18 protein-coding genes are annotated in these 24,651 nt (G+C 65.5%); 6 read left to right on the top strand and 12 right to left on the bottom strand.

Annotation, left to right across the window (positions count from 1 at the left end; all coding sequences use genetic code 11):
- Positions 1-258 precede the first annotated feature (258 nt).
- The 3 genes from HL671_RS02450 to HL671_RS02440 all read left to right on the top strand — a co-directional run bounded on the left by HL671_RS02450 (position 259) and on the right by HL671_RS02440 (position 6,883).
- Positions 259-2,652: a TonB-dependent receptor gene (locus HL671_RS02450; RefSeq protein ID WP_172235497.1), complete on the top strand. Its 2,394-nt coding sequence runs from the start codon at positions 259-261 to the stop codon at positions 2,650-2,652.
- 355 nt (positions 2,653-3,007) lie between these two features.
- On the top strand, positions 3,008-6,085 hold the full coding sequence (locus HL671_RS02445; protein WP_172235496.1) for an autotransporter family protein: 3,078 nt from the start codon (positions 3,008-3,010) through the stop codon (positions 6,083-6,085).
- A gap of 429 nt (positions 6,086-6,514) precedes the next feature.
- Positions 6,515-6,883: a hypothetical protein gene (locus HL671_RS02440; RefSeq protein ID WP_172235495.1), complete on the top strand. Its 369-nt coding sequence runs from the start codon at positions 6,515-6,517 to the stop codon at positions 6,881-6,883.
- A gap of 82 nt (positions 6,884-6,965) precedes the next feature.
- Here HL671_RS02440 and HL671_RS02435 read toward each other — a convergent pair whose 3' ends face one another.
- The 5 genes from HL671_RS02435 to pgm form a co-directional block, all read right to left on the bottom strand.
- The gene (locus HL671_RS02435; RefSeq protein ID WP_172235494.1) at positions 6,966-8,063 is read right to left on the bottom strand and encodes an alkene reductase; all 1,098 of its coding nucleotides are present in this window, start codon (positions 8,061-8,063) and stop codon (positions 6,966-6,968) included.
- 217 nt (positions 8,064-8,280) lie between these two features.
- Positions 8,281-9,048 (bottom strand): SDR family NAD(P)-dependent oxidoreductase, encoded by a 768-nt coding sequence (locus tag HL671_RS02430; RefSeq protein WP_172235493.1) that lies wholly within the window; start codon positions 9,046-9,048, stop codon positions 8,281-8,283.
- Between the two features lie 144 nt (positions 9,049-9,192).
- Complete coding sequence (locus tag HL671_RS02425) at positions 9,193-9,423, bottom strand: tautomerase family protein (protein WP_041750527.1); 231 nt, start codon at positions 9,421-9,423, stop codon at positions 9,193-9,195.
- A 26-nt stretch (positions 9,424-9,449) separates the two neighbouring features.
- A complete protein-coding gene (locus HL671_RS02420) occupies positions 9,450-10,688 on the bottom strand; it encodes a lytic murein transglycosylase (RefSeq protein ID WP_012042450.1) in 1,239 nt (412 codons plus the stop codon).
- Positions 10,689-10,912: 224 nt separating this feature from the next.
- A complete protein-coding gene (gene pgm / locus HL671_RS02415) occupies positions 10,913-12,553 on the bottom strand; it encodes a phosphoglucomutase (alpha-D-glucose-1,6-bisphosphate-dependent) (RefSeq protein ID WP_172235492.1) in 1,641 nt (546 codons plus the stop codon).
- 493 nt (positions 12,554-13,046) lie between these two features.
- Here pgm and HL671_RS02410 point away from each other — a divergent pair, with 493 nt between their 5' ends.
- On the top strand, positions 13,047-13,733 hold the full coding sequence (locus HL671_RS02410; RefSeq protein ID WP_312010657.1) for a hypothetical protein: 687 nt from the start codon (positions 13,047-13,049) through the stop codon (positions 13,731-13,733).
- A gap of 18 nt (positions 13,734-13,751) precedes the next feature.
- Here the strand turns inward: HL671_RS02410 and HL671_RS02405 are convergent, their stop codons facing one another.
- The 3 genes from HL671_RS02405 to HL671_RS02395 all read right to left on the bottom strand — a co-directional run bounded on the left by HL671_RS02405 (position 13,752) and on the right by HL671_RS02395 (position 16,072).
- Positions 13,752-14,291 (bottom strand): hypothetical protein, encoded by a 540-nt coding sequence (locus HL671_RS02405; protein ID WP_172235491.1) that lies wholly within the window; start codon positions 14,289-14,291, stop codon positions 13,752-13,754.
- Between the two features lie 13 nt (positions 14,292-14,304).
- On the bottom strand, positions 14,305-15,480 hold the full coding sequence (locus HL671_RS02400) for a zinc-dependent alcohol dehydrogenase (RefSeq protein ID WP_172235490.1): 1,176 nt from the start codon (positions 15,478-15,480) through the stop codon (positions 14,305-14,307).
- Positions 15,481-15,664: 184 nt separating this feature from the next.
- A complete protein-coding gene (locus tag HL671_RS02395; RefSeq protein WP_012042455.1) occupies positions 15,665-16,072 on the bottom strand; it encodes a hypothetical protein in 408 nt (135 codons plus the stop codon).
- 434 nt (positions 16,073-16,506) lie between these two features.
- Between HL671_RS02395 and HL671_RS02390 the strand changes: the two genes are divergently transcribed.
- Positions 16,507-17,805, top strand: a complete 1,299-nt coding sequence (locus HL671_RS02390) for a TadE/TadG family type IV pilus assembly protein (RefSeq protein WP_172235489.1) — start codon at positions 16,507-16,509, stop codon at positions 17,803-17,805.
- Positions 17,806-17,824: 19 nt separating this feature from the next.
- On the opposite strand, the gene mdoH is transcribed toward HL671_RS02390, so the two are convergent.
- From mdoH to HL671_RS38735, 3 genes are all read right to left on the bottom strand, one after another.
- Complete coding sequence (gene mdoH, locus HL671_RS02385; RefSeq protein WP_172235488.1) at positions 17,825-19,954, bottom strand: glucans biosynthesis glucosyltransferase MdoH; 2,130 nt, start codon at positions 19,952-19,954, stop codon at positions 17,825-17,827.
- The gene (locus HL671_RS02380; protein WP_172235600.1) at positions 19,942-21,429 is read right to left on the bottom strand and encodes a glucan biosynthesis protein G; all 1,488 of its coding nucleotides are present in this window, start codon (positions 21,427-21,429) and stop codon (positions 19,942-19,944) included. The genes mdoH and HL671_RS02380 overlap by 13 nt, the downstream gene beginning before the upstream one ends.
- A gap of 228 nt (positions 21,430-21,657) precedes the next feature.
- The gene (locus HL671_RS38735; RefSeq protein WP_172235487.1) at positions 21,658-22,281 is read right to left on the bottom strand and encodes a LysR family transcriptional regulator; all 624 of its coding nucleotides are present in this window, start codon (positions 22,279-22,281) and stop codon (positions 21,658-21,660) included.
- 167 nt (positions 22,282-22,448) lie between these two features.
- Between HL671_RS38735 and HL671_RS02370 the strand changes: the two genes are divergently transcribed.
- A complete protein-coding gene (locus tag HL671_RS02370) occupies positions 22,449-23,183 on the top strand; it encodes an L-2-amino-thiazoline-4-carboxylic acid hydrolase (RefSeq protein WP_172235486.1) in 735 nt (244 codons plus the stop codon).
- Here the strand turns inward: HL671_RS02370 and HL671_RS02365 are convergent.
- Positions 23,161-24,609, bottom strand: coding sequence for a helix-turn-helix domain-containing protein (locus tag HL671_RS02365; RefSeq protein ID WP_012042461.1), 1,449 nt, complete (start codon positions 24,607-24,609; stop codon positions 23,161-23,163). The genes HL671_RS02370 and HL671_RS02365 overlap by 23 nt on opposite strands.
- Positions 24,610-24,651: the final 42 nt, after the last annotated feature.

The raw sequence follows: 24,651 nt of genomic DNA, 5'->3' as shown, positions 1-24,651 counted from the left end.
CCATGCAGGTTCCGTTGCAAACCGGACCCGCGGCGACAATGCGGCCGCTCCGTGGAGACGGCTTGGCAAAATGATTGCCCATCTAAGGTTACGGGAAGATTGTCCCTATGGGGCGAAGAATATTGCCCGTTGCGAGGAACATGGCCGCTATTTACCAATAATAACGTTTGTAATCGTGTCATCCGACCGGCTTCACGTGCTGGCCGCCCAGGGGCGTGGGCGTGCGTGGAAGCGGGAGACAAGAAACTGGGGGACGTCTTGACCAGACTGTCAGCGCTGAAGAGCGCGCTTCTTGCCACGTGTGCGTTGCTACCTGCGGCTGCGTTCGCGCAGCAGACACTCCAGACCATCGAGGTTGTCGGTGTGGCGCCGGTGCCGGGCGCCGAAATCGACCGTGACAAGGTCCCGTCCAATGTCGAGACGATCGGCGCGCGCGAGCTTGATCACAGCCGCGCGCCATCGCTGCTCGATAACATTCTGCGCTCGGTGCCGGGCGTCTCGCTGAGCGACCAATCCGGCAACGCGTTCCAGCGCAATCTGGACTATCGCGGCGCGACGGCATCCCCCGTGCCGGGCACCCCGCAAGGCATTGCCGTGTATCAGAATGGCAGCCGCATCAACGAGGCGTTCGGCGATGTCGTGAACTGGGACCTGATCCCGGAGATGGCGATCGCGCGCATGACCCTGATGCCGAACAATCCGCTGTTCGGTCTCAACGCCACCGGCGGCGCGCTGTCGATCGAGATGAAGAACGGCTTCACCTATCAGGGCACCGAGGCGCAGCTCTGGGGAGGCTCCTATGGCCGCATTCAGTCCGGCGCGCAGACCGGCTGGACCAACGGCAATGTGTCGGCTTATGTCGCGGCAGAAGGCGCCTATGACCGCGGCTGGCGCGATCACTCGTCCTCGTCGCAGGTCCGGCGCATGTATGCCGACCTTGGTCTGCGCGGTGATACAACCGAATTCCATCTGTCGTTCACCGGCGCCGACAACAAACTGGGCTCGGTGGCGGCGACGCCGATCCAGATGCTCAATCAGCGCTGGTCCAGCGTCTACACCTGGCCGCAGTCGACCCGTCTGCAACTCGCCTTCCTGCAGGCAAGCGCCAAGTGGACGCCGACCGATGCCTGGACCGTCCAGGCCAACGCCTATTACCGCGCCTACCGCGCGTCCCATGTCGACGGCAACGGGACTGAGGCCCAGGCCTGCGACGACAATGGGGCGTTCCCCGGGGAATTCTGTTTTCAGGATGATGCCACGGGGGCGGAGTTTCCGATCAATCGCAATAGCGCGTCTGTGAATAACCTGCCGGCCAACACGGCGCTCGGTGCGATCGATCGCAACTGGACCAAGTCGAACAGCTATGGCGGCTCGCTGCAGGCGGCCAACACCGCCCAGCTGTTCGGGCATGACAACCATTTCGTGGTGGGCAGCAGCGTCGATCACGGCCGCTCCAACTTCCAGGCGACGTCCGAGCTAGGAACCGTCGATGGCAACTTCTTCGTCACCGGCACCGGCGTCTTCATCGATCAGCCGCAGGCGAATGTCGCGCCGGTGAACCTTGGGGCGAAGAACACCTATGTGGGCGTCTATGCGACCGATACGTTCGATATCACGTCGCAGCTGGCCTTCACCGCCGGCGGCCGTTTCAATTATGCTCAGATCAATCTGCAGGATGAGACCGGCCTCAATCCGGCGCTGAACAGCCGCAATAATTTCCAGCGCTTCAATCCGGTGGTCGGCTTCACCTACAAGTTCACGCCCGGCCTCACCGCTTATGCCGGCTATTCGGAGGCCAATCGCGCCCCGACGCCGCTCGAGCTCGGCTGTTCTGATCCGGCCAATCCTTGTCTGATCGACAACTTCCTGATCGCGGATCCGCCGTTGAAGCAGGTGGTGTCGCGGACGATCGAAGGTGGTCTGCGCGGCGAGATCTCCGGCGGCCGCTCGGCCTATGCGGCGGTTGCGCCCTATCGCAAAGCGCCGCCCTTGGTCGAGAATGACGGCTGGCGGCTAAGGTGGGGTATCAGCCTGTTCCGGACGCAGAACTCCGACGATATCATCAATGTCGCCAGCCTGGCGCGTCCGAACGCCGGCTACTTCACCAATGCCGGAACCACCCTGCGTCAGGGCGTCGAGGCCAAGGTCGACCTGACCTGGGATCGTTGGGCCGCCTACGCCAACTACACCTTCGTCGACGCCACGTTCCGCAGTTCGTTCAGCGTCAACGATCCGAATCGCCAGGCCGTCGTCGCCGTGCTGCCCGGCAGTCACATTCCCGCCATCCCCGCGCATCGTCTGAAACTCGGTGCCGAATATGCCGTGACCGACGCCTGGAAAGTGGGCGCCGACATGAACTATATCGGCAGCCAGTATCTGCTCCGCGACGACGCCAACACCTATCCCAAGGTGCCGGCCTACTGGGTCGTCAATCTGCATACGTCCTATCAGGTGACGAAGAATGTGGAGCTGTTTGGGATGGTGCAGAACCTTTTCAACAAGCGCTATTATTCCGCCGGGACGGTGTTTGATCCGAAAGGCTTCAACAATTCGACCGAGGGGGCGGCCAATCTGGTCACCTTCAACGATCCCCGCAGCATGCTGCCGGGCATGCCGCTCGCGGTCTATGCCGGCTTGAAGGCAACGTTCTAAAGCGTGCGGACGCCTGCAGGATAATCGCTGCGCGTTTGCGCCGCCGCGGCCGATCCCCACCGCGGCTGAAGGCCGGGAGCAATCCCGGCCTTTTTATTTGGCTCGCTCCGGCCTGATCGTTGCGATCCGTGCAGAGCCACGGCGTTGGCTGGCGCTCGCTGGCGTCGCGACGAATACATCACGCGAGAACAGTCCGATGAGACATCGCGTTGCGAGCGGGACAATTTCCGTCGCGCATTGGATTTGATCCTGCGTGTGCCGAGAAACTTTCGCCTTGCTCATGCACGGTATTGTTCAGATAAATTCAGAAACAAATAACTAATCAGTAATTTTTGCGTAGCTCGGGGGACGGCAGTTGGATTCGAAGATCAGGAAGCGCAGCGAAGCGGCTGCCGCAGGCGTTGTGCTGCTGTCCGCATGGATGACGACCGGCGGCGCAAAGGCCGAATGTACGACGCCTGGTGTGGCCGCCAGTTGCAGTGGGAGCATCACAACGGCCGTCACGGTATATGACGCGGCAGCGGCTACCGCGACGCCCGCGAGCGGAAGTAACGCCTACACGCCGGCGAACCCGGCTTTCCCCGCAAGGGGCTACAATCCAAATCCGCCGACGGCGATCATCACGCTGGACGCGACAGCCAACCGCACCCTCGTCACCAACACCCAGGCGGGTCTCGCCGATCGCGGCATGATCGCCGCCAACTTCTCGAATGCCGAGAACCCGGCCGTCAACAACGTGGTGATCAACAATGCCGGCTGGCTCAGCCTCACCACCAGCCAGCTGAGCGCCGGCCGGCTGCACGTCGTCGTCGCCGACAGTCAGGTCAACAGGTTTACGGTCAACAACACCGGCACGCTGGCGGCGACGCAGAATGTCTTCAGTACGTTCGATCCGGCCCGGCTCACCGTCTCGACCGGGGCCACCGCGACGGCGCGCTATAACGGCACCAATCTGGCGATCATCTCGGCGCTCTATTCCGACGACAACACCAACAGCTTCGTGCTGAACAACCGGGCCGGCGGGACTGTGTCGGCGACCGGCCATTTTGCTGCCGCCTATTACGGCCGGGCCGCGACGATCATCGCCAACTCCGGCATCATCGCCAACACGGACTGGACGGCGGCGAGCCGCTTCTACGACGGCCATTGGGCGATCGCCGTCTTCGCCGGCGCCGAGTTCAGGACGGTTGCCGGCAGCAACCCGGACACGCCGCTTTATGCGTTCGATAGCAATGGCAATGTGACGGTGAGTGAAACCAAGACGCTGAACCTGACCAACACGGCAGGCGGCGTCATCAAGGGCGACATCCTGGCGCTGGATACCAATCCGTTGACAACCGCGGCTGGACGAGCGTCGGGCCAGGCATTTCCGCTGACAGGCAGCGGCTCCAATTCGGGTCCGCGCGACAGCGTCATCGCCAATGCCGGGCTGATCCAGGGCAACCTCTATCTCGGTTCGGGCGCGCACAACGTCACCAACAGCGGCACGATCTCCGGAAAGATCGAGGTCGACCAGAGCGCCTCGCGCGGGTCGTTCACCAAGGGGATCGCAGGCACTGCGGCCGGCACCTTCAGCAGCTCGGGGACGGGGACCGATGCGGGCGGCAGGGCCTGTCCGGCCGCCGGCACCAACACCACCGATCCGCTCTGTGCCGCGACCACCGCCCAGGCCGCCAGCTTTTCTGGCGCGCGCAATTTCAGGCTGGTCAACAGCGGCAGGCTGGATGGCGATATCACGATCATCGATCAGAGGGGGGCGTCCAACACCATCTTGCTCAGGGGCACCGGTTTTAGCGGCAATGTCGTGGCTCGGAACGGCATCGGCAGCAACGCGCTGACACTGGACGGGGTGACGAGCCTCGCCAGTGTCGTCAATTTCGGCATGCTCGATCTGATGAAATCGCAGGTGACGGTCAGCAGCGTCAACGGCGTGCAGCTCGTCGACAATGCCGTGCTGCGCACCACGATCTATGGACCGGGCGGCACCGCGGCAGCGCCGTCGACCAATCTCGGCAACATCAGTGGCAGGCTGGCCTTTGCGGGCACCGGCACGATCGCCCCGCGGCTTCAGGGCATCGTGCGCGACGGCGATGTCTACCGTGTGGCGACCTCGGTCTCGACCGCGCCGCTCAACGTCGATTTTTCCGGCGCGCTCGTGAGCTTCAATGCGGATAGCACGACCGGTGCGCTGTTGCTGAAGGCCAATGTGCGGTCACCGGCGAGCATCGCCGGACTCTCGCCGAGCAGCCTCGCGGCACTCGATCATCTGGTCGGCTATCGCGGCGGCAACGCGCAATTGCAGGCGCTGGGCGGCGCGGTCCAGAGCCTGCGCAGCGACAACGAGGTGCGCCGCGCCGGCGACCAGCTGCGCCCGTTCGTCAACGGGGCGCAGATCGAGGTCCCGCTGGCGACTGCCGCGCTGCTGCAGGGCCAGATCGACAACCGCCTCACGGCTGCGGCGGCCGGCGCGTCGCCGAACGCGCGCGTCGCCTCGGCCTTCGCCGATGACACAGACCCGCTGACCTCGGTGCTGCTGGCCTTTGCCCCAACCAAAGCGCGTCCGACCTTGAAGGCGCCGGCCGTGGTGCCCGAGCCCGAGCGCACGGTGTGGGGCAGCCTGATCGGCACCAACATCTCGCAGCGCGAGGTCGGCGGTGTCGCGGGCTATGCCGGCAACACCGGCGGGCTGGTGGCGGGCATCGATCAACGGATCGGCAGCGCGTCACGCATCGGCGCCGCGTTCGGCTACGCCGCCAGCGCGATGGACGACAAGACGGCAGCGGGCGACTCGGTCGGCATCCAGCATTACCAGGGCACGGTGTACGGCGCCTATGTTCAGCCGTCCTGGTACGTCAGCGGATCCGCCGGCGTCGCGCTGCTCGACTACACCACCACGCGCCGCATCGGCTTCGCGGGCTTTGCTGACAGCGTGTCGGGCAGCCACAAGGGATGGTTGACCGTGGGCCGCGCCGAGCTCGGCGTCCCCGTGAAGGTGGATCAGGCCGTGCTGACGCCCTTCGCCGGGGTCGCGTTCGCTCATCTCGACCAGCAGGGCTACACCGAGGCCAGCGCGGCCGGGGCAGCGCTCACCATCGCCAAGCAGACCACCAACTCGGTCCGCTCCAATCTGGGCCTGCGTTCGACGATTCCGCTTCTGGTCACATCGACCTACGGCTTCGGCCTGGAGACGCTCGCGGCATGGCGGCACGAATTCGGCAACACGGCGCAGACCGTCACCGCGGGCTTTGCCGGAGGCGCCGGCACGTTCTTCGCCGCCGGACCATCGCCCACGCGCGACACGGCTGAGCTCGGCGCCGCGCTGAAGCTGATCGCGTTCGGCGACCGGCAGTCGCTTTCGCTCGGCTACAACGCCGTGGTGGGAAGCGCCTATCTCGAGCAGTCGGCCGTGCTGAAAGTTCGCGCCGAGTTCTGAGCTCCCCCGCACCGGATGGACGTGCGCGGCAGCTCGCGAAGAGGCCGGGAGCAATCCCGGCCTCTTCGTTCGTCGTATGGATGCCTGTCGAACAGCAGGCCTGGAAGCTGATTCGCTGCGCCTCTTCGTCGGACGACGACCGCATGTCGTGATCGGCCCTGATCATGGTGGGTGCCGGGAGGTTCTCCCGGGCTTGCCGAGAACAGCTCAGCGCTTGGCATTGGAATTTACGACGACTGCGCGATGCACGCCGATCGTCCTCGCCAACTACGAACTTCCGCCATGAAGCTCATCGAACTGTTGCGCATCCTTTGCAGCGAGCAACGAGGTGCAGACATGTCCGACCGGCCGTCAACATTCGAACCGATCAGCGCATCAGGACTGATGGCCTCGCGTCGGCCGACCGTCCTCCGTCGCACGCTCGGAGCCATGGCGTTGCTCATTCTCTCGGCCGGTCTCGCGATGTGGTGTCCGCTCCGATGCGACGCGACGGCGCGCGATCTCGACGGGCGTTATGCGAACTCGCCGCTCAAGGCCTGGTTCGAAAGTCTTCGCTCGGCCAAGGGGCCGTGCTGCTCGGATGCGGACGGGACCGCGCTGTCCGATATCGATTGGGAGATGCAGGATGGCCGCTACCGGGTGCGGATTGAAGGTCTATGGTGGGACGTTCCGGAGGACGCTGTCGTCGCCGGGCCCAATCGCGCCGGCCGGACGATGGTCTGGCCGGTCTATTATCGCCAGCTCGACAAGGTGCTGCGCATCGAAGTGCGCTGCTTTCTGCCGGGAAGCATGACCTGAGGGGGACCATCCAAAGTGGTGGTGAGACCGCAGAGCGGCGGTCTCACCAGGTTTGCGGGGCGTGAACGCGCGACGCCGGGCGCTATTCTGCTGCCTGAGACGCCTGCAGCGTGGGATAGTCGGTGTAGCCCTTGGCGCCGCCGCCATAGAGTGTCGCGCGATCGAGCTCGTTGAGCGGTGCGTTCTGCTTGAGCCGCTCGACCAAGTCCGGATTGGCGATGAAGGGCCGCCCGAACGCGATCAAATCGGCGGCGTCGGCATCGAGCTGCTTGTTGGCCAGCGCGAGGTCGTAGCCATTATTGGCGATGTAGGTGCCCTTGAAGCGCTTGCGCAGCGAGGCATAGTCGAACGGCGCCACGTCGCGCGGGCCGCCGGTCGCGCCCTCGATGACATGGATGTAGACGAGCTTCAGCGCGTTGAGCTGGTCGACGATATAGTCGAACAGGGCCTGCGGATTGGAATCGGAGATGTCGTTCGCGGGGGTCACCGGCGACAGGCGGATGCCGGTCTTGTCGGCGCCGATCGCCTCCGAGACCGCCTTGGCGACCTCCAGCATCAGCCGGGCGCGGTTCTCGATCGATCCGCCATAGGCATCGGTGCGCTTGTTGGCGCCGTCCTTGGCGAACTGGTCGAGCAGATAGCCGTTGGCGCCATGAATCTCGACGCCGTCGAAGCCGGCTTCGATCGCGTTCAGCGCGGCCTGCTTGAACGCCTGGACGATCCCCGGGATCTCGGCGAGCTCTAGCGCGCGGGGCGCCGAGACATCGGTGAAGGCGCCGCCGACAAAGGTCTTGGTCTTGGCGGCGATCGCCGACGGGGCGACGGGCGCGCCGCCATGAGGCTGCAGCGAGACATGTGAGATGCGGCCGACATGCCAGAGCTGGATGAAGATGCGCCCACCCTTGGCATGTACCGCGTCCGTGACCTTGCGCCAGCCGGCGATCTGCTCCTTGGAGTAGATGCCGGGCGTGTCCTGGTAGCCCTGGCCCTGCTGCGAGACCTGGCTGGCCTCGGAGATCAAGAGGCCGGCGCTGGCGCGCTGGGCGTAATAGGTGGCGGTCAGCGGGCCGGCGGCCAGGCCTTCGACGGCGCGGTTGCGCGTCAACGGTGCCATCACGGCGCGATTGGCGAGAGTGATCGGACCAAGCTTGTACGGCTCGAACAGTTTCGATGTGCTCATCGGCTCTTCCCTTGGAGAGGACAGGTGAGGGTCAATTGTGCATTGCCGCAGACGGCACAATGGCCCGAGCCATTCCAAAAATGCGGGTGGGTTCCGCGCAAGTGGCGCAGGATGGAATTCCATCCAGGGCGTCGTTTGCAGCAGGAAATGGTCAAGGCTGGCGTGTTGCTCTGTCGGCCCAAGCGCGTGACGGGTTCGGCCCTGAGATTCACCTGAACTACGGCAGCGTGACACCGGTCAATTCGGCCAATCTGGCGATGAGTTTGTCCTGGAACGTCCGTTCGACTGCCTCCTCGGCCGGTTCCTGCTGCCGGAGGTGATGCCAATAGCGTCCGCTGACCAGGGCTTCGGGATCGTCGCTGACCGCCAGCCAGGTCTGGGTCCGCTGTCCGGTTTCGATGTCGACAGGGGCGCTCGTCCCACCCATTCTCGTCTGCACCCAACCGGGATCGACCGCGTTGCTCAGCACCTCTGGCCAGAGCCGCGCCAGCGCCAAGGCCAGCGCCACGACGTGCAGCTTGGTCTCGGCATAGGCCTTTGCCGAATCCCACGGGCGCGTCGTCCAGTCGAGATCGGTCAGCGAGCCTTCTCCGCCGCGATGCAGCCCGCTGCTGAGATACACCAGTCGGGCGGGGCGTTCGATCAGCGCTGTCAGCATGTACGGCGCGAGCGTGTTGATGGCGAGGGTGGTGGCATGTCCTTCCGGAGTCGCGCCGCGATCCGGTTGAGAATAGACGCCGGCATTATGGATGATCGCGTCCATGCGCCCGATCGCATTGACCTGGTCTGCGATGCGCCGCGTCTCCTCGGCGCTGCGGAGATCGCCCACCGCGATCCCGGCCGCGCGCGATCCGAGCTCGCCGAGCGCCGCGGCGCGATCGGCCGAGCGCGCATGCAGCACCACCCGATGGCCCTGATCGAGCAGCGATTGCGCCGCGGCCCGGCCGAGCCCGTCCGCGCTCCCGGTAATGAAGACGATGGCCATACGCTGGTTCTCCGAATTCTCACGGCGGCATTTAGCTGCGACGGCGCCAGCCCGCAACTCGGGCGTCCCGCCCGCGCAGACCCGAACCCGATCGGGTACGGCTGCCGATCACAATGCCTTGTGCGCGATCACAGCAGCATCAGCTCACTGCGGGTCGTAGCCGGGCTTCTTGTAGATCGTGTCAGCCTTGTCGATGATGTCGGGCCTGTACACTTTTGCCGTCCACTCGTTCGGGGTGACATCTTCGATGCCGACCGAGACCGAGTCTTCGCCGGAATTGAGCGTGCGTGTCACCGCTTCGGTGAGGGCCCGTGCGAGCGCCTGCTTCTGTTGTTCGGACCTGCCCGGGTAGAGTTTGACGATAACGTGAGGCATTGCCGTTGTCCTTTGGCCGAGGATGATCAGCGCGTGGCAGTGGTCGTCGCCGGCGCGGCCTGAGCGCGCGGCGTGTTGCCGCGCATCCGCGCCAGCAGCTCTGCCGTCGGCCAGGAATCTGCGGGCAGGCCGAGCCGCAGCTGCATGGTCTTGACGGCGATGCGGCTCTGCTGGCCCAGCACGCCGTCGACCTTGCCGACGTCGAAGCCGGCTTTCACCAGCAGCTGCTGCAGCTCCTTGATCTCGTTGAACGGCAGTTGCGCGACCGGGCCGCTGGCTTTGCGCATCGGCGCGGCGCCGGCGATGCGGGTGGCGAGATAGGCCGCGGTGGTCGAATAGATCAGCGAATTGTTCCATTCGGTGTAGGCGGCGAAATTGGCATAGGCCAGGAACGCCGGGCCGTTGCGGCCCATCGGCAGCAGCACGGACGCTTCCAGCGCATCATTCGGCAGCGGCCGTCCGTCGGCATAGGTCACGCCGAGGCCGATCCATTTGCTGCGCGGCGCCTTGACGGTGAGATCGGCCTGCTCCCAGGGGAAGGTTGGAGGCACGCGGATCTCCTCCAGCCAGGGCTCGCCGCGGCGCCATTTGAGGCCGGTCGCGATATAGTTGGCGGTCGAGCCGATCACGTCGGGCGCGCTGCGCAAGAGGTCGCGGCGGCCGTCGCCGTCATAGTCGACGGCATAGGTGACATAATGCGTCGGCAGGAACTGGGTCTGGCCGAGCTCGCCGGCCCAGGAGCCGATCATCTCGGTGGGCGAGAGGTCGCCACGGTCGATGACTTTCAGCGCGGCAATGGTCTCGTTCTGGAAGCGCTCGCTGCGGCGGCAATCATAGGCCAGCGACACCAGCGAGGGCAGCACCGGCAGGTTGCCCATATTGGCGCCGAAATCGCTCTCCAGGCCCCAGAACGCCGCGATGACCGCCGGCGGCACGCCATAGTCCTTCTCAGCGCGGGCGAATGCCGCCGCATGCATCTTGATATGCTGCTGGCCGTTCTGCATCCGGTAGACCGCCGCCATGCGGCCGGCGAATTCGGTGAACAGCTGGCCGAATACGCGCTGGCCGCGGTCGCGGTTGACGATGCCCTGGTCGTAGGTGAGGTAGGGCGATGCTGCGGCGATGGCGCGCTGCGACACGCCTTCGGCCACGGCGCGCTGCTTCAGCTCGGCGAGAAAGCGGTCGAAGCTCTGGCCGTTATGACAGGAGGCGGCGCGCATCGAGGGCGCCGGCTTCGGTCGGGGCGCAGCCGCCTCCGGCGCCATTTGCGCCGACGCGCCGACAACCAGCATGAAGGAGGTCGCGAGCGCGCTGAAGGTCACGCGCAAGGCAGTCGAAGAGCTTCGCATCCGGTCTCACCGATGGCTGTCTAATTCCTTGTCGGACCATCGATATCCGATCCGGGGTGCGGCAGGGAAGGGGGCGCGCGAAGAGCGAATAGGGAACGGCAAGACCCCTATTCGCCACTCGCTATTCGCCATTCACTTTTTTACGCCACCTTGGCCAGCGCCGCCTGCGCCTCGCTCTGGATGCGCTTGAGATGTTCGGCATCGCGGAAGCTCTCGGCATAGAGCTTGTTGACGTCCTCGGTGCCGGACGGCCGCGCCGCGAACCAGCCATAATCGGTCTCGACCTTGATGCCGCCGAACGACTGGCCGTTGCCGGGCGCTTTGGTGTGCACGACGCGGACCGGATCGCCGGCGAGCTCGGTCAGTTTCAACTGCTCCGGCGTCAGCGCCTTCAGCGCGGCCTTCTGTGGCGGGCTCGCCGGGACGTCGATCCGCTCATAGACCGGCGCACCCAGCTCCGACGTCAGCTCCTTGTAGAGCTCGCTCGGATCGCGGCCGCGCCTGGCCATGATCTCGGCCGCGAGCAGGCCGAGGATGAGGCCGTCCTTGTCAGTGGTCCAGACCGTGCCGTCGCGCTTGAGGAACGAGGCGCCGGCGCTCTCCTCGCCGGCAAAGCCGAAGCTGCCGGAGTGAAGGCCCTCGACGAACCATTTGAAGCCGACGGGCGTCTCGACCAGCTTTCGTCCGAGCTTGCGTGCGACGCGGTCAATCAGGGAGCTCGACACGATGGTCTTGCCGATCGCAGCGTCGCTGCGCCAGTCGGGCCGGTGCGCGAACAGATAGGAGATCGCGGTCGCCAGATAATGGTTCGGATTCATCAAGCCGCCCGAGCGCGTCACGATGCCGTGACGATCGGCATCGGTGTCGTTGGCGAAGGCGACGTCGAAGCGCTCGCGCATGCCGATCAGGCTCGCCATCGCGTAAGGTGACGAGCAGTCCATGCGGATCTTGCCGTCCCAATCCGCGGTCATGAAGCGGAAAGTGGGATCGACGAGATCGTTGACGATGGTGGCGTTGAGCCCGTAGCGCTCGATCAGCGGCGCCCAATAGGCGATGGCGGCGCCGCCGAGCGGATCGATGCCGATCTTGACGCCTGCGGCCTTGATGGCGTCGAGGTCGACCGTGTTGGCGAGGTCGGCGACATAAGGCGTGATGTAGTCGTAAGGATGCACTGAGCCGCGCTGCCTGGCTTTCGTGTAGCTGATGCGCGACACGCCATCGAGTTCGTTGGCCAGATAGATATTGGCCTGCCGCTCGATCTCCCCGGTGGCATCGGTGTCGGCCGGGCCGCCATGCGGCGGATTGTACTTGTAGCCGCCATCTTCTGGCGGGTTATGCGACGGCGTGATGACCACGCCGTCGGCGAGGTGCTCCGTACGGCCCTTGTTGTAGGCGATGATGGCGTGCGAAATCACCGGCGTCGGCGTGTAGCCGCCGTCCTTGTCGACCATCACGTCGACGCCATTGGCGCCGAACACTTCGAGCGCGCTGGCGAGGGCCGGCTCGGCGAGGGCGTGGGTATCGATGCCGACGAACAGCGGACCATCAAGCCCGTGCTGACGTCGGTAGTCACAGAGCGCCTGCGTGGTGGCGAGAATGTGGTTTTCGTTGAAGCCCGTCTTGAGCGACGAGCCGCGATGGCCGGAGGTGCCGAACGCGACCCGCTGGGTCGGCTCATGCGGATCGGGCTTGAGCGCATAATAGGCCGTGATCAGCCGCGGAATGTTGGCGAGCGCGGCATTGGCGAGCGGCTTGCCGGCAGCGGGGTCAATCTTGGCCATGGAGCATCCTTCGCAGGTTCGAAAAACGGCAGCGGCGGCGGTTCGTTCCGCGTGGCAGGCCTTGCGGCCACGATTGCCTCCGCTGTCCCGACAACAGCCGCACCATGGCCGCGGCGGGCGCTCCGATCAACGGCGAAAATCAGCCGGCATGGCCGGATAGGCTCCTATCGGCGCGGGGGCAGCCCGGCCGGATCCGCCGCTTTGTGCGCGGGCTATTAACCACGCGGCGCTGTCCGAGCCGCCCGCGGCCGCCGCTTAAGCGTGAGTTTAACGCATCCCGATCGAGATGGTGAGCAAAGCAGACGCCCACAGGCGCGCTAGGAGAGTCGTCAGGAGCGGAAAAGTGAGAGCGCTTTGTATCGGCGCGTTGGCCGTGGTGTCAGCGTTGGCCCTCGGGGGCTGCAGTCACCCGGCAACGCCGCAGTTCGCGGTGCCCTGTGTGGATCTGAGCGGCCAAGCCTGCGCGGATAGTCCGCCCGTCGGCGAGCCGACCGTGCTGGCGCCTGCCGAAATCGCCGGCCAGTCGAGCCGTAAATCTGCTCCGGCCGTGGCGCGTCGGGCAAAGTTGCAGCGCAAGCATGCGCGCGCCGCCAAGCGGCGGGCCGCGTCTCACGCCACCGTGACCAAGCCCGCCGACAAGCCCAGCGACAAGACGCGAGACAAGCGGACGGAGACATCCGCGGACAAGCCGATCAACACGCCGGCGCGAACAGCCCGCCCGGAGCCAACGTCGCCGCCTGCAGCCGGCGAATCCGGCGCCAAGCCGCCGCCTGCCGTGTCGGATGTTCTACCGAACCCGGCCAAGGTGCAAAGCGAGGTCACTGTCGCGGCCGAATTGGCCGAACGGATGACGGCGTTGCGCGTGCCCGAGGTCCCTGCCGATACGCATCTCGTGGCTGTGCTCATGGCGCGTCCGAACGTGCGCGCACTCGCCGATCTCAGCGGCAAGGTGATCGCGATCGACGAGCGCTATGCGAAGTCGAACGCCAAGATCACCGCTGCGATGAACGCGGCCGGGGCGTCCGAGGTTTTGCTGCTGGAAGGCCAGGCCACTGCGATCACCCGGCTGACCAATGGCGAAGTGAGCGCGGCCGTCGTTGCTCTGGCGTCGCCCGAGGCGGCCGAGGCCTTTCCGAAGATCGCAGGTTTCCGCCTGTTCTCGGTCATGCTGACGCCGTAGCCAAGCGCGGCGCGCGAACTACGTCGTGGCCGTACTGCTCGCGGGACGCGGCAGCGCCGCGCCCCTGACGGCGGCGATGCCCTTCGGGAAACCGCTGCGATCGCTGTAGAGCCGTTTGCGGCCGCGTTTCGGGTCGTGCTGTGCGGCGACATCCTTGGCCGCCAGATAGTCCAGCACGGTGATTCCGCTGACCATCACCAGCGCCGCCATCACGGTGCCGGCGCGCGGATTGCTCGGCCTGACCTCGCCGAGCAGCGTCGCCATGTCGAGACCGTCGCCGGCGACGCGGCTCCACAGGCCGGCCTTCTTCTCCACCGACAGCGTCATCACGCCGGCGAGCAGTTCGCGCGCACCATAGGCGCGCACCAGACCCTCGCGTCCCTGCATGCCGAGCGCGTTGGTGACGCGATGTGGCGCCAGCAGCTCCAGCGTGCCGAGCGCGATGCTGAACCAGCCGAGCCCGCGCGCCAGCCGATCCGCCGCCGTCAGCGAACTCGGGCCGGTGGAGATGATCTTGGGGTCGCCCTTCGACCTGACGAGATTGGAGAAATGAAACATGCGATGCGATCCCTTATGGCTTCAGCACGACCTTTACGCAGCTGTCCTGCTTGTCGCGGAAGGCGCGATACATCTCAGGTCCCTGCGCAAGCGGCACGGTATGGGTGATCACGAAGGACGGATCGATCTGCCTGTCGGCGATGCGCTGCGTGAGATCGTCGGTCCAGCGGTTGACGTGGGTCTGGCCGGTGCGGATCGTTAGCCCCTTGTTCATCAGCGCGCCCATCGGCACCATGTCGGAGAAGCCGCTATAGACGCCGGGGATCGAGACGATGCCGCCGGGCCGGCAGACATAGATGATCTCACGTAGCGCGTGGGGCCGGTCGTTCTCCAGCATGAACATCTGTTTGGCCCGGTCGAGCACGCTGTCGGGCTGCGCCATGCTGATATGGCTCTCGAAGCCGACGCAGTCGATGCACTTCTCCGGGCCCTTGTTGTCGGTCAGCTCGTTCAGCCGTCCGACGACGCTCTCCTTATCGAAATTGATGGTGATGGCGCCGCCGGCTTCGGCCATGGCCAGCCGCTCGGGAATCCGGTCGATCGCGATCACCCTGGAGGCGCCGAGCAGGATGGCGCTGCGGATCGCCATCTGTCCGACCGGGCCGCAGCCCCACACCGCGACGGTGTCGTCCGGCTCGATGTCGCATTGCGCGGCCGCCTGCCACCCGGTCGGGAAGATGTCGCTCAGGAACAGCGCCTGCTCGTCGGTCATCCCGTCCGGCACCTTGATGTGGGTGGCGTCGGCGAAGGGGACGCGGAGATATTCCGCCTGACCGCCAGGATAGCCGCCGGTCAGATGCGTGTAGCCGAACAATCCCGCGGTCGTGTGCCCGAACACCTTCTCGGCGAGATGCTTGTTGCGGTTGGTGGTCTCGCACACCGAGTAATTGCCGCGCCGGCACTGCTCGCACTCACCGCAGATGATTGTGAAGGGCACGACGATGCGGTCGCCCTTCTTGAGTTTGCCATTGACCCCGGAACCGACCTCGACGACCTCGCCCATCGTCTCGTGGCCCATGATGTCGCCGGGCATCATCGCAGGGATGTAGTTGTGAAACAGATGCAGGTCCGAGCCGCAAATAGCGCAGCTCGTGACCTTGATGATCGCGTCCCTGTCGTGCTCGATCTCGGGATCGCTCACCGTGTCGCAGCGGATGTCCTCTTTGCCATGCCAGACCAGCGCCTTCATTCCCATCTCCGCGTCCTGAACGACCCCCGGGGAAAGTCGGTCATGCGCGGATGGTTGCTATGGACCAGGGATTTTTCGCCGGGCGCTGCCCGCGCCTGGGGATGCGGGGCCGCCTCGGCGGCACATGGCGGCCGTCATCCGGCCGATGATGTCGGACGTCCGTGTCTCGTGTCGGGAGGCGCGGTCAGGCTGCGGCTTTGCCGGTTTTCCTGGCGGCGGCCTTCGCGGTCTTGCTGACGGACTTCTTGCCGCTCTTGCCGTCCGGCTTTGCCGGCGCTGCCGCGGCTGACTTTTCGGACTTTTGCGGCTTTTCGGGCTTCTTGGGCAGCTCGGCCGCGGCGGCCTGACGCATCGCGCGGGCATAGCTGTCGGCGACGTTGTCCGCCGAGATCAGGAGCCGGCGCGCCGCGGCATTGGCCTGCTCGGCCACTTCGCGGGCGAGCATCTTGTAGCGCTCCTTGGCGTCCTTGTCCTTGGCTTTCATGGCCAAGCCGCTGAAGCGGTCCCGCCGCTTCTTGGCCGCCGCCAGAATGGTCTTGTTCTGCTGCTTGGCCAGTTGCCGGATCACGGCATCAAGATCGGCATCCGCCATCGTCGTCCCCAAACTCCCGAGAATCAGCGCTCCAGGCGCCCCAGAGCGCGCGGACTATGCTATCGGCGCTGCCGCTTTGCAATCGGGGCTGAACAGCTGCGCCACACCCGGGCGCCTCGTGCCGGCCGACCAGACCGGCCGCGCTCGATGCCTCCGAATTCTGAAAAGCGTGAGAGGTCGACTTGCATGGCGAGCGGCGGCAACGTCCGCCGCGGTCAGGCAGGCGGCACGGCGTTCTCCGGCGCTCGAGCTGGACCTGCCGACGGTGTCATGTGCAGGGGCCGCGCTGTCATATCACTAAGGACGGACTAACGGGGCCGGCGAAACCTCGGTGGAAACGCCTGGTAACGAATTCTCGGCAATTGCGTCAATTCGGATGAAAGGGATCATCAGCAATATGGCCCGCATCAGAGTTCTGCGTTTGGAGTGTTGCGGTGCTGTCCGGACATCGATACCTCGGGCTCCTGTCGCGGTTTCGCCGCAACGAGAGCGGGAATATCGCGATCATATTCGCGCTCGCATTGTTGCCGATCCTCACCTTCGTCGGCTCCGCGATCGACTATTCGATGGCGGTACGTGCCAAGGCCAAGCTGTCCGCCTCGCTCGATGCGGCGATGCTCGCCGCAACAGGCTATACCGCGATGCGCGGCACGGCGGCGGACGCCAAGACATCTGCCACCAACATGTACAACGGCCAGATGTCGTCGCATAAGCTGACCTCGAACTCGCTGAACATCACCGTCACGGACAGCGTGACGGCGCGAACCGTGACTGGCACGGCGTCGGTGGTCGTCAATACGGCGTTCATGTACATGTTCGGCTTTCCGACAATGACCGTGACGGCTTCCTCGTCGGCGTCGGCGTCGTTCCCGACCTATATGGATTTCTACGTCCTGGTCGACAATTCGCCGTCACAGGGGCTCGGCGCAACCACGGCCGACATGACGACGCTGCAGAACGCGACCTCTGACAAATGCGCCTTCGCCTGTCACGATACTTACACATCGAGCACGAAGAAGACGCTGCAGACCAACAGCTACTACCAGATCGCCAAGAACAAGGGCGTGACGATGCGGATCGACGTCGTCAGGTCGGCAACCCAGTCGCTGACCGATACAGCCACGGCCAGCCAGGTGGTCAGCAACCAATACCGCATGGCAGTCTACAGCCTGGGGAGCGATTGCGGCTCGCTGGGGCTGACGACCATCGCCAGCCTGTCGTCGAGCATGTCGTCGGTGAAGTCCTCGGTCGGCGCGCTGGACCTGATGACGATCCCCTATAGCGGCTACAACAACGACATGTGCACCGATTTCGATGGTGCGATGTCCGGCATGAATGGCGTGATCCCGGCCCAGGGTGATGGCTCGTCGACGAAGCCGCAGAAATGGCTGTTCTTCGTCTCCGACGGTGTCGCCGACTATTCCTATCCGACGACGTGCAGCAAGACCGTGCTTTCGGGCGGGCGCTGTCAGGAGCCGTTGAACACCACGACCTGCGACACCCTGAAGGCGCGCGGCATCAAGATCGCGGTGCTCTACACCACCTATCTCGCGATCACCAACAACAGCTGGTACACGACCTACATCGCGCCGTGGCGGGATTCGATCAGCGGCATCATGAAGTCGTGCGCCAGTCCGGGCTATTATTACGAGGTCGATTCCTCGGGCAGCATCGGCGCCGCGCTGACCGCGCTGTTCCAGCAGGCCATCGCGTCGGCGCATCTGACGAAGTAGCCGAACGCGGGCCAGGTCCTTAAGCCGGCAAGGCGAGCAGGTGCTGTAGCGTCGCGGCATCCTTGAGCACGGCGAGCGTTTCGCGGCGGGACAGGTAGCCGATCGCCTCGGCGAAACCGCCGGCCTGGGCGATCCGCGCCCGGGCGGTGGCGAGATCGATATCGATGTCGCCGGGCCGGCGCTGCGGCGGCGCGGGCAGGGCATTGATATGCTGGCGGCACAGCTCGGCGTCCTGCCGGAGCGCGTGCAGTGCGGCTTCGTGCGGTTGCCGCGGGGCCTCGCCAAGCTCCCTGGCGCGGATCAGCACCGGCGCCGGCTCGCGGTCCTCCGGCGTGGTGAACAGGCGCGCGCCGCGGCCGCGGCCGGCGGTCAGCAGGCCGATCGGGATGGCGAGCACAAGTCCTGCGATCACGGGCGACATCCAGGCCAGCAGCGGAACGGAGACCGCATAGGCGGCGGCGGCCATGGCCACGCCGCAGACCGAGGGCAGGGCGAATTTGCGGAAGATTTCCTGCCGGTTGACGCCGCCATCGCTGCGCCGCTGCACCTGCCAGCCGGCGTCCCGGCCGAGCAGGATGTCGATCACGGCGACCGACTGGAAGATCATCATCGACGGCGCGATCAGCGCCGACAGCAACGTTTCGGTCACCACTGCGGCGCAGAGCCGGAGGCCGCCACCAAAGCCCCGACGCCTGTCCGCGGTGAACAAGGCAGCCAAGCAGGCGAGCAGCTTCGGGATCATGAGCAGGCCGAGCGTCGCGCCGAACACCTGGGCGGCGAGCACCGGATCCTGGGCCGGCCAGCTCGGAAACAGCGCAAAGCCTTTCGGGAAGTATTCGGGCCGGACGAAATTGGCCTGCAGCGAAATCAGGATGCCGAGCACCAGGAAGGCGAGCCATAGCGGAGCGGTGACATAGGCGCCGATGCCGATCAGTAGATGCAGTCGCGACACCCAGTGCAGCCCGCGAGCCGGTAGCACCGCCAGATGCTGCAGATTGCCCTGGCACCAGCGCCGGTCGCGCGCGGCATAGTCGATCAGCGACGGCGGCACCTCCTCGTAGCTGCCGCCGAGATTCACCGTCATGTAGATGCCCCATCCGGCGCGGCGCATCAGCGCGGCCTCGATGAAATCATGGCTGAGGATGTGTCCGCCGAACGGCTTGCGCCCGCGCAGCTCGGGCAGTCCGGCGTGCTGCGCGAAGGCGGCGACGCGGATGATGGCGTTATGGCCCCAATAATTGCCTTCGGCGCCGTACCACCACGCATTGCCGGAGGCGATGACGGGCCCGTAGAGCCGGCCTGCGAATTGTTGCAGCCGCGCGAACAGGCTGCTGCCGTTGACGATCACCGGAAGCGTCTGGATCAGCGCGGCCTGCGGCGCCTGTTCCATCGCATAAGCGAGCCGGACCATCGTCTCGCCGCTCATCAGGCTGTCGGCATCGAGAATGATCATGTGGTCGTAGGCTGCGCCGAACCGCCGCACCCATTCGGCGATGTTGCCGGATTTTCGCGCGAGATTGTCGGCGCGGTGCCGGTAGTAGACGCGATGCGCGGGACATGCGTCGCGCAGCGCCAGGAACGCGGCCTCCTCTCCGATCCAGATGTCGGGGTCGGTGGTGTCGCTGAGCAGAAACCAGTCGAAGCGATCGGCCGCGCCGGTCGCGGCCGCGGATTCGATCATCGCGCGCAGCCGCACCATCACCGCGTCCGGATCTTCGTTATAGGTCGGCAGCAGCATCGCGGAGCGGCTCGACAGCGCGGGGAGGGGGCCGTCGAGATCGATCGGGATCGTCTCCCGAGTCCGAGCCAAGGTCACGGCAAAGCCGGCCAGCGCCGTGATGAAGGCGAAGGTGATCCAGGCGAGCAGGATGCAGAACAGCACGAGCACCAGGCCTTCGAGCACGGTCACGCCGCCGACCTCGACGACCTGGTACATCTTGGCGCAGCCCACCGCGGTCAGCGCGGCGGTGGAGGCCAGAACGAGCGCGCGACGGACCGCGACCCCTGGCCCGCTGCTGAGCGCAGGACGGCCCGGCACGGGCTGGTCAAGCGGCGCAGCCACCATCTCGCAGGGCGCCTCGGAGGGCAGGAAGTCCGTTCCCGTCTCGTCACGAAGCTGATGCGATCGTCTTGAGCTTACGGCGTCCATCGATAGATCCAGCTCTCGGAGATGAGCTTGTCGCTCGCGAACAGTTCGGCCCGCAGCTCGACCGGCGCGTCCTTGGCGGCGCATTGAAAGCTCAGGCGCCATCCGCCGGTCTCGGGATTGGGCTGGGCGACCACGTTGGTCACCTCGGTCTTCTCGGCGCTCACGACACCCTTGACGGTGCCGGGATCGAGCCCCTTGAGCGCATCGCCCGCGAGTTCGAGCACGAACAGCCGTCCCTCGCCCAGCGCGGCCACGCCGGTGCGGGTGAAGCGCGCCAGCGCATGCGGCTTCGGCACGTCCGGGCCCCAATGCAGCCGATAGGTCATGTTGTGCTCGCCCTTGGCCGCGAGCGGCGTCTTCGGCCGCCAGAATGCGGCGATGTTGTCATGGATCTCCTGCTTGGTCGGGATCTCGAACAGCACCACGGCGCCTTCGCCCCAATCGCCGATCGGTTCGATCCACAGGCTCGGTCGCCGCTCGAACCGCGATTCCAGATCCTGGTAGGCGGCGAATTGCCGCTCCCGCTGCATCAGGCCGAAGCCGCGTGGATTGAGATCGTTGAAGACGCTGACCTGCAGGTCGCGCGGATTGCTGAGCGGACGCCAGAGCTGCTCGCCCTTGCCGTTGAACATCGCAAGCCCGTCGGAATCATGCACCGCGGGCCGGAAGTCGTCGGTGTCGCTGCGGTCGTTGGGCCCGAACAGGAACATGCTGGTCATCGGCGCCAGTCCGGCATGGCCGATCTCGACGCGCGGATACAGCGAGGCCTCGACATCGAACACGGTGGTGTCGCCCGGGCGGATCGTGAAGCGGTAGGAGCCGGTCGCGCTCTTGCTGTCGAGCAGCGCGTGCACCACCATCGCAGTGGCGCCGGCGGTCGGCTTCTCCAGCCAGAACGCCTTGAACACTGGGAACTCCTCGCCCTTGGCCTCGCCGGTGTCGATCGACAGGCCGCGCGCCGACAGCCCGTAGATCTCGCCTTTGGCGACCGCGCGAAAATAGCTCGCGCCGAGAAATACGCAGACCTCGTCATAATAGTCCGGCCGGTTCATCGGCGTGTGCAGCCGAAAGCCGGCGAAGCCGAGATCGGCCGCCGGAAACGCCGGCACTTGCGGACCAAACGCGAAGTCTTCCGGACGATAGGTCACCGGCCTGGCCTGGCCGTCCGTGACCTCGTAGATGTCGACGCGGTCCTTGTAGATGAACCCGCGATGAAAGAACTGCGCCTGGAACGGCAGCTTCTCGTCGCGCCACAGCGCGTGCTCCGGCAGAAAGCGGATCGAGCGGTAGGCATCGTAGTCGAGCTTCGCCAGCGCATCCGGCAGCTTGTCGTCCGGCGCGGCATATGGCTTGGCCGCGAGGTTGCGCGCGAGATCGCGGACATTGGCTGCATTGAACGGCTGACCCGCAGGCGCCGCGACCGCGACGCTCCGCGCGACGGATGCGGCGATCGGGATCGCAGCCGCAGATTGCATGAACTGACGGCGATTCAACTTGTTCTCACTTTTCTGCGTGGACGCCGAAGCAACCGCTCAGGCGACGTCGGGTTCCATCGGAGTCGGCGACCTTGCCGCTCTCACCAATGGATCATCGTTGCCGAACGGCACATGAATGGCGACAGCGCAGCGCGTCAGGCGCGGAGAGGATGCGCGTCATGAGCAGGATGTTGAGCCGCAGACTCCTGCTTCAGAGGTGCTTCATCGTCAGACGATACCGATCCGATGCGGGGACCGCTGAGGCGCGAGCCCGGCCTCGCTCGATCGCCGGCGCAGCCAGTTACGAAGGCTGACGATCTCCGGACAATCGGCCGTCCCTTCGGGAGAGATCAGCCAATCGTCCACGCCAGTTTCCCCGTGAATCCGGTCGCAGCGATAGCCCGGGTGGTGACCGAGGCTGCGGGCAATCAGCACGTCGACCTTGCCCTCGACCAGTTCATGCAAGCCGGCGGGTTGCAGCACGCGCAAGCCGATCTCGGCATTCCCCGCCCGGAATGCGTCCAGCCCGAGCCGGCGCAGGTCGAGGCCGCCATGGACGCCCAATTGCAGCAGCACGGCGCCTTGCGGCTTGAGTTGCGCGGTCGCGTCGGCGATGCGACGGAAACCGTCCGATATGCCGGGCAAATAGCTTTGACCGGCTGCAGTCAGGATGAGTTGTTTGTGCAATCGCTCGAACAGGCGGACGCCCAGGCGAGCCTCCAGCGCCTTGACCTGCTGGCCCACGGCCGCAGGAGTCACATGCAGCTCCTGCGCGGCGCGCTTGAAGCTGAGATGTCGCGCGGCAGCTTCGAATGCGCGCAACGCGTTGAGCGGCGGAAGCGTATAGGTCATTGCATCGAGTTTGACACTGATCGGCCGTGGCCTTGCAATAGATTTTCTACGGTGAGACCACAGCAAATCTGCTTTGAGCCGGCCCGGCCTCGACAGCTACGTTCCGCTCCTCATGTCATCGGTGCCTACAGGGCAAGGCCCGAGAGCCGCCAGAGGAGAGATACGCCATGGTCGATATCGTTCACCCGTTCTACGAGGGGCATCGCGATGCGATGGAAGCTGTCATGCGCCATCGCCTCGACCTCGCCGAACCGCTGCTGCGCGACCGCGCGCATGCGTCCGGCATCGCGCAGATCAGGCGGCAGGTGATGGACGAATTCGAGGTCGTGCTCACCCAGATGCCCTATGTCGGCGGCGCCGCAAGCCGCATGACTGACTTCTTCATGCGCCTGATCGGCTTCATCGCCATCAGCCGCGTGCTGCGGCGGCACGGCGTGTCACCCTCCCTGATCGGCGACATCGAACGGGAAACCTACAGGGCGCAACTGCTCATCGAGCCCGCAGCGGATCGCCTTGCCGAAGGGCGCCAGTTCATGTCGCCGGAGAACCGGAGACGTTTGCGCGAGCAGGCCGCACACAGCGCTTCGGAAGCTCATCAGCGCGAGTTCCCCGATGACTTCGTCTATGAGTTTGTCGAGCCTGGCCCGGGCGACCGGTTCGAGTTCGGCATCAACTACACATCATGCGGATTCTGCAAGTTCGCGGCGCGTCACGGCGATCAGGCGATTCTGCCGAACATCTGCGGGCTCGATGTCGACGCCTATGCCGTGCGCGGCATCCATCTCGAAAGGACGCAGACGCTGGCCGGCGGGGCGAGGCATTGCGATTTCAGATTCTCGTCATTGCAGGCGGACGACAATGACGTGGACAGCGTTTGCCCTACAGCTCCCTTGCATTGCTGAACGCGAACGAACTCACCCGCCGTGTCGTCTCGTCCAGGATCAGCGTCCGGGTGATCGGCGGCTCGGCGCGCTGGGCGCAGTTTTCGCGCTCGCACAGCCGGCAATTGACGCCGATCGGTGTGCCCTCGGTCTTCTCCAGGTCCATGCCTGCCGCATAGACGAGACGTGAGGCGTGGCGGATCTCGCAGCCGAGGCCGATGGCGAAGCGCGGCTGCGGCAGCGGATGCGGCGCGACCGGACGGCGCACCATCTGCGCGATGGAGAAATAGCGCGAGCCGTCGGGCAGCTCGATGATCTGCTTGAGAAGGCGGTCCGGCGTGTCGAAGGTCGAGTGCACATTCCACAGCGGGCAGGTGCCGCCGAACTTCGAGAAAGGGAAGGTGCCGGACGAAAACCGCTTGGAGACGTTGCCGGCATTGTCGACGCGCAGCATGAAGAATGGAATGCCGCGCGCATTGGGGCGCGATAGCGTGGTCAGGCGATGGCAGACCTGCTCGAAGCCGGTGTTGAAGCGCTGCGCCAGCACGTTGATGTCGTAGCTCAGCGCTTCTGCGGCGGCGAGGAAGGGGCCGTAGGGCATCATGACGGCGGCGGCGTAATAGCTTGCCAGCGTCATGCGGTAGAGCCTTCGCGATGTGTCGTCGAGTGCGCCGGCGCGGCCGATGATGATTTCGAACTGCGGCAGGCATTCAGCCATGCCGAGCTGGAACGCGAGCTGAAAGGTGCGGCCGGGCCCATCGACGAGTTCCGAGATCAGCAATTGGCGGCGATGTCGGTCATAGCGGCGCAATGTCTCGCGCATGACGTCGACCGGCATCACCCGGGTCTGCACCGAATGCTTTTCGCGCAGCCGCGCCGCAAGCGCCGCATAGAGTCCTTCGGCGGGCACGTCGAGCGCGTCGCGCAGGCCTTCAGCCTGCTGCTCGAGCTCGGCGAAGTAGTTGCGGTTGGCCTCGATCAGGTCGCGCACCCGTTCGATCGGGTTGGCCTCGAAATGGCCGCCGCCCGCGTTGCGGTCGGCCATCTGTGCCGCCACCAGCGTCTCGCCGCGGCGCGCTTCAGCGTAGGCGGCATACAGACGCTGCAGGGCGTGGGTAATGCCGGGGCACAGCTCGGCGAGGTCGCGCAACTCCTGCTTCGGCAGCTCGATCTGGCGGAACAGCGGGTCGGAGAAGATCTCGTTGAGCTCGGCGAAGAAGCGGTCCTCGTCGGCGGTCGCAAGATCGCGCAGATCGAGGTCGTAGGTCTCGGCCAGCCGGAGCAGGATCTGGGCGCTGACCGGCCGCTGGTTGCGCTCGATCAGGTTGACGTAGCTTGGCGAAATGCCGAGCCCCTCGGCGAGCTGGGTCTGCGACAGACCGAGCTGCTGGCGAATCCGCCGGAAGCGCGGGCCGACGAACAGCTTCTTTCCGGATTCACCGGGCATCGCGATCTCCTGACAGGCCGGAAGCCCCCAGTTTGTGACAAG

It is taken from the genome of Bradyrhizobium denitrificans (assembly GCF_013179005.1).
GTDB lineage: Bacteria > Pseudomonadota > Alphaproteobacteria > Rhizobiales > Xanthobacteraceae > Bradyrhizobium > Bradyrhizobium denitrificans.
Note: the sequence above shows the minus strand (reverse complement) of the source record. Positions and strands in the feature narration are given on the sequence as shown.

Excerpts from the sequence above, each read along its gene's own strand:
- HL671_RS02440 (WP_172235495.1), top strand. The coding sequence starts at position 6,515 with ATGGCGTTGCTCATTCTCTCGGCCGGTCTCGCGATGTGGTGTCCGCTC.
- HL671_RS02435 (WP_172235494.1), bottom strand. The coding sequence starts at position 8,063 with ATGAGCACATCGAAACTGTTCGAGCCGTACAAGCTTGGTCCGATCACT.
- HL671_RS02430 (WP_172235493.1), bottom strand. The coding sequence starts at position 9,048 with ATGGCCATCGTCTTCATTACCGGGAGCGCGGACGGGCTCGGCCGGGCC.
- HL671_RS02425 (WP_041750527.1), bottom strand. The coding sequence starts at position 9,423 with ATGCCTCACGTTATCGTCAAACTCTACCCGGGCAGGTCCGAACAACAG.
- HL671_RS02420 (WP_012042450.1), bottom strand. The coding sequence starts at position 10,688 with ATGGCGCCGGAGGCGGCTGCGCCCCGACCGAAGCCGGCGCCCTCGATG.
- pgm (WP_172235492.1), bottom strand. The coding sequence starts at position 12,553 with ATGGCCAAGATTGACCCCGCTGCCGGCAAGCCGCTCGCCAATGCCGCG.
- HL671_RS02405 (WP_172235491.1), bottom strand. The coding sequence starts at position 14,291 with ATGTTTCATTTCTCCAATCTCGTCAGGTCGAAGGGCGACCCCAAGATC.
- HL671_RS02400 (WP_172235490.1), bottom strand. The coding sequence starts at position 15,480 with ATGAAGGCGCTGGTCTGGCATGGCAAAGAGGACATCCGCTGCGACACG.
- HL671_RS02395 (WP_012042455.1), bottom strand. The coding sequence starts at position 16,072 with ATGGCGGATGCCGATCTTGATGCCGTGATCCGGCAACTGGCCAAGCAG.
- mdoH (WP_172235488.1), bottom strand. The coding sequence starts at position 19,954 with ATGGACGCCGTAAGCTCAAGACGATCGCATCAGCTTCGTGACGAGACG.
- HL671_RS02380 (WP_172235600.1), bottom strand. The coding sequence starts at position 21,429 with ATGCAATCTGCGGCTGCGATCCCGATCGCCGCATCCGTCGCGCGGAGC.
- HL671_RS38735 (WP_172235487.1), bottom strand. The coding sequence starts at position 22,281 with ATGACCTATACGCTTCCGCCGCTCAACGCGTTGCGCGCATTCGAAGCT.
- HL671_RS02370 (WP_172235486.1), top strand. The coding sequence starts at position 22,449 with ATGGTCGATATCGTTCACCCGTTCTACGAGGGGCATCGCGATGCGATG.
- HL671_RS02365 (WP_012042461.1), bottom strand. The coding sequence starts at position 24,609 with ATGCCCGGTGAATCCGGAAAGAAGCTGTTCGTCGGCCCGCGCTTCCGG.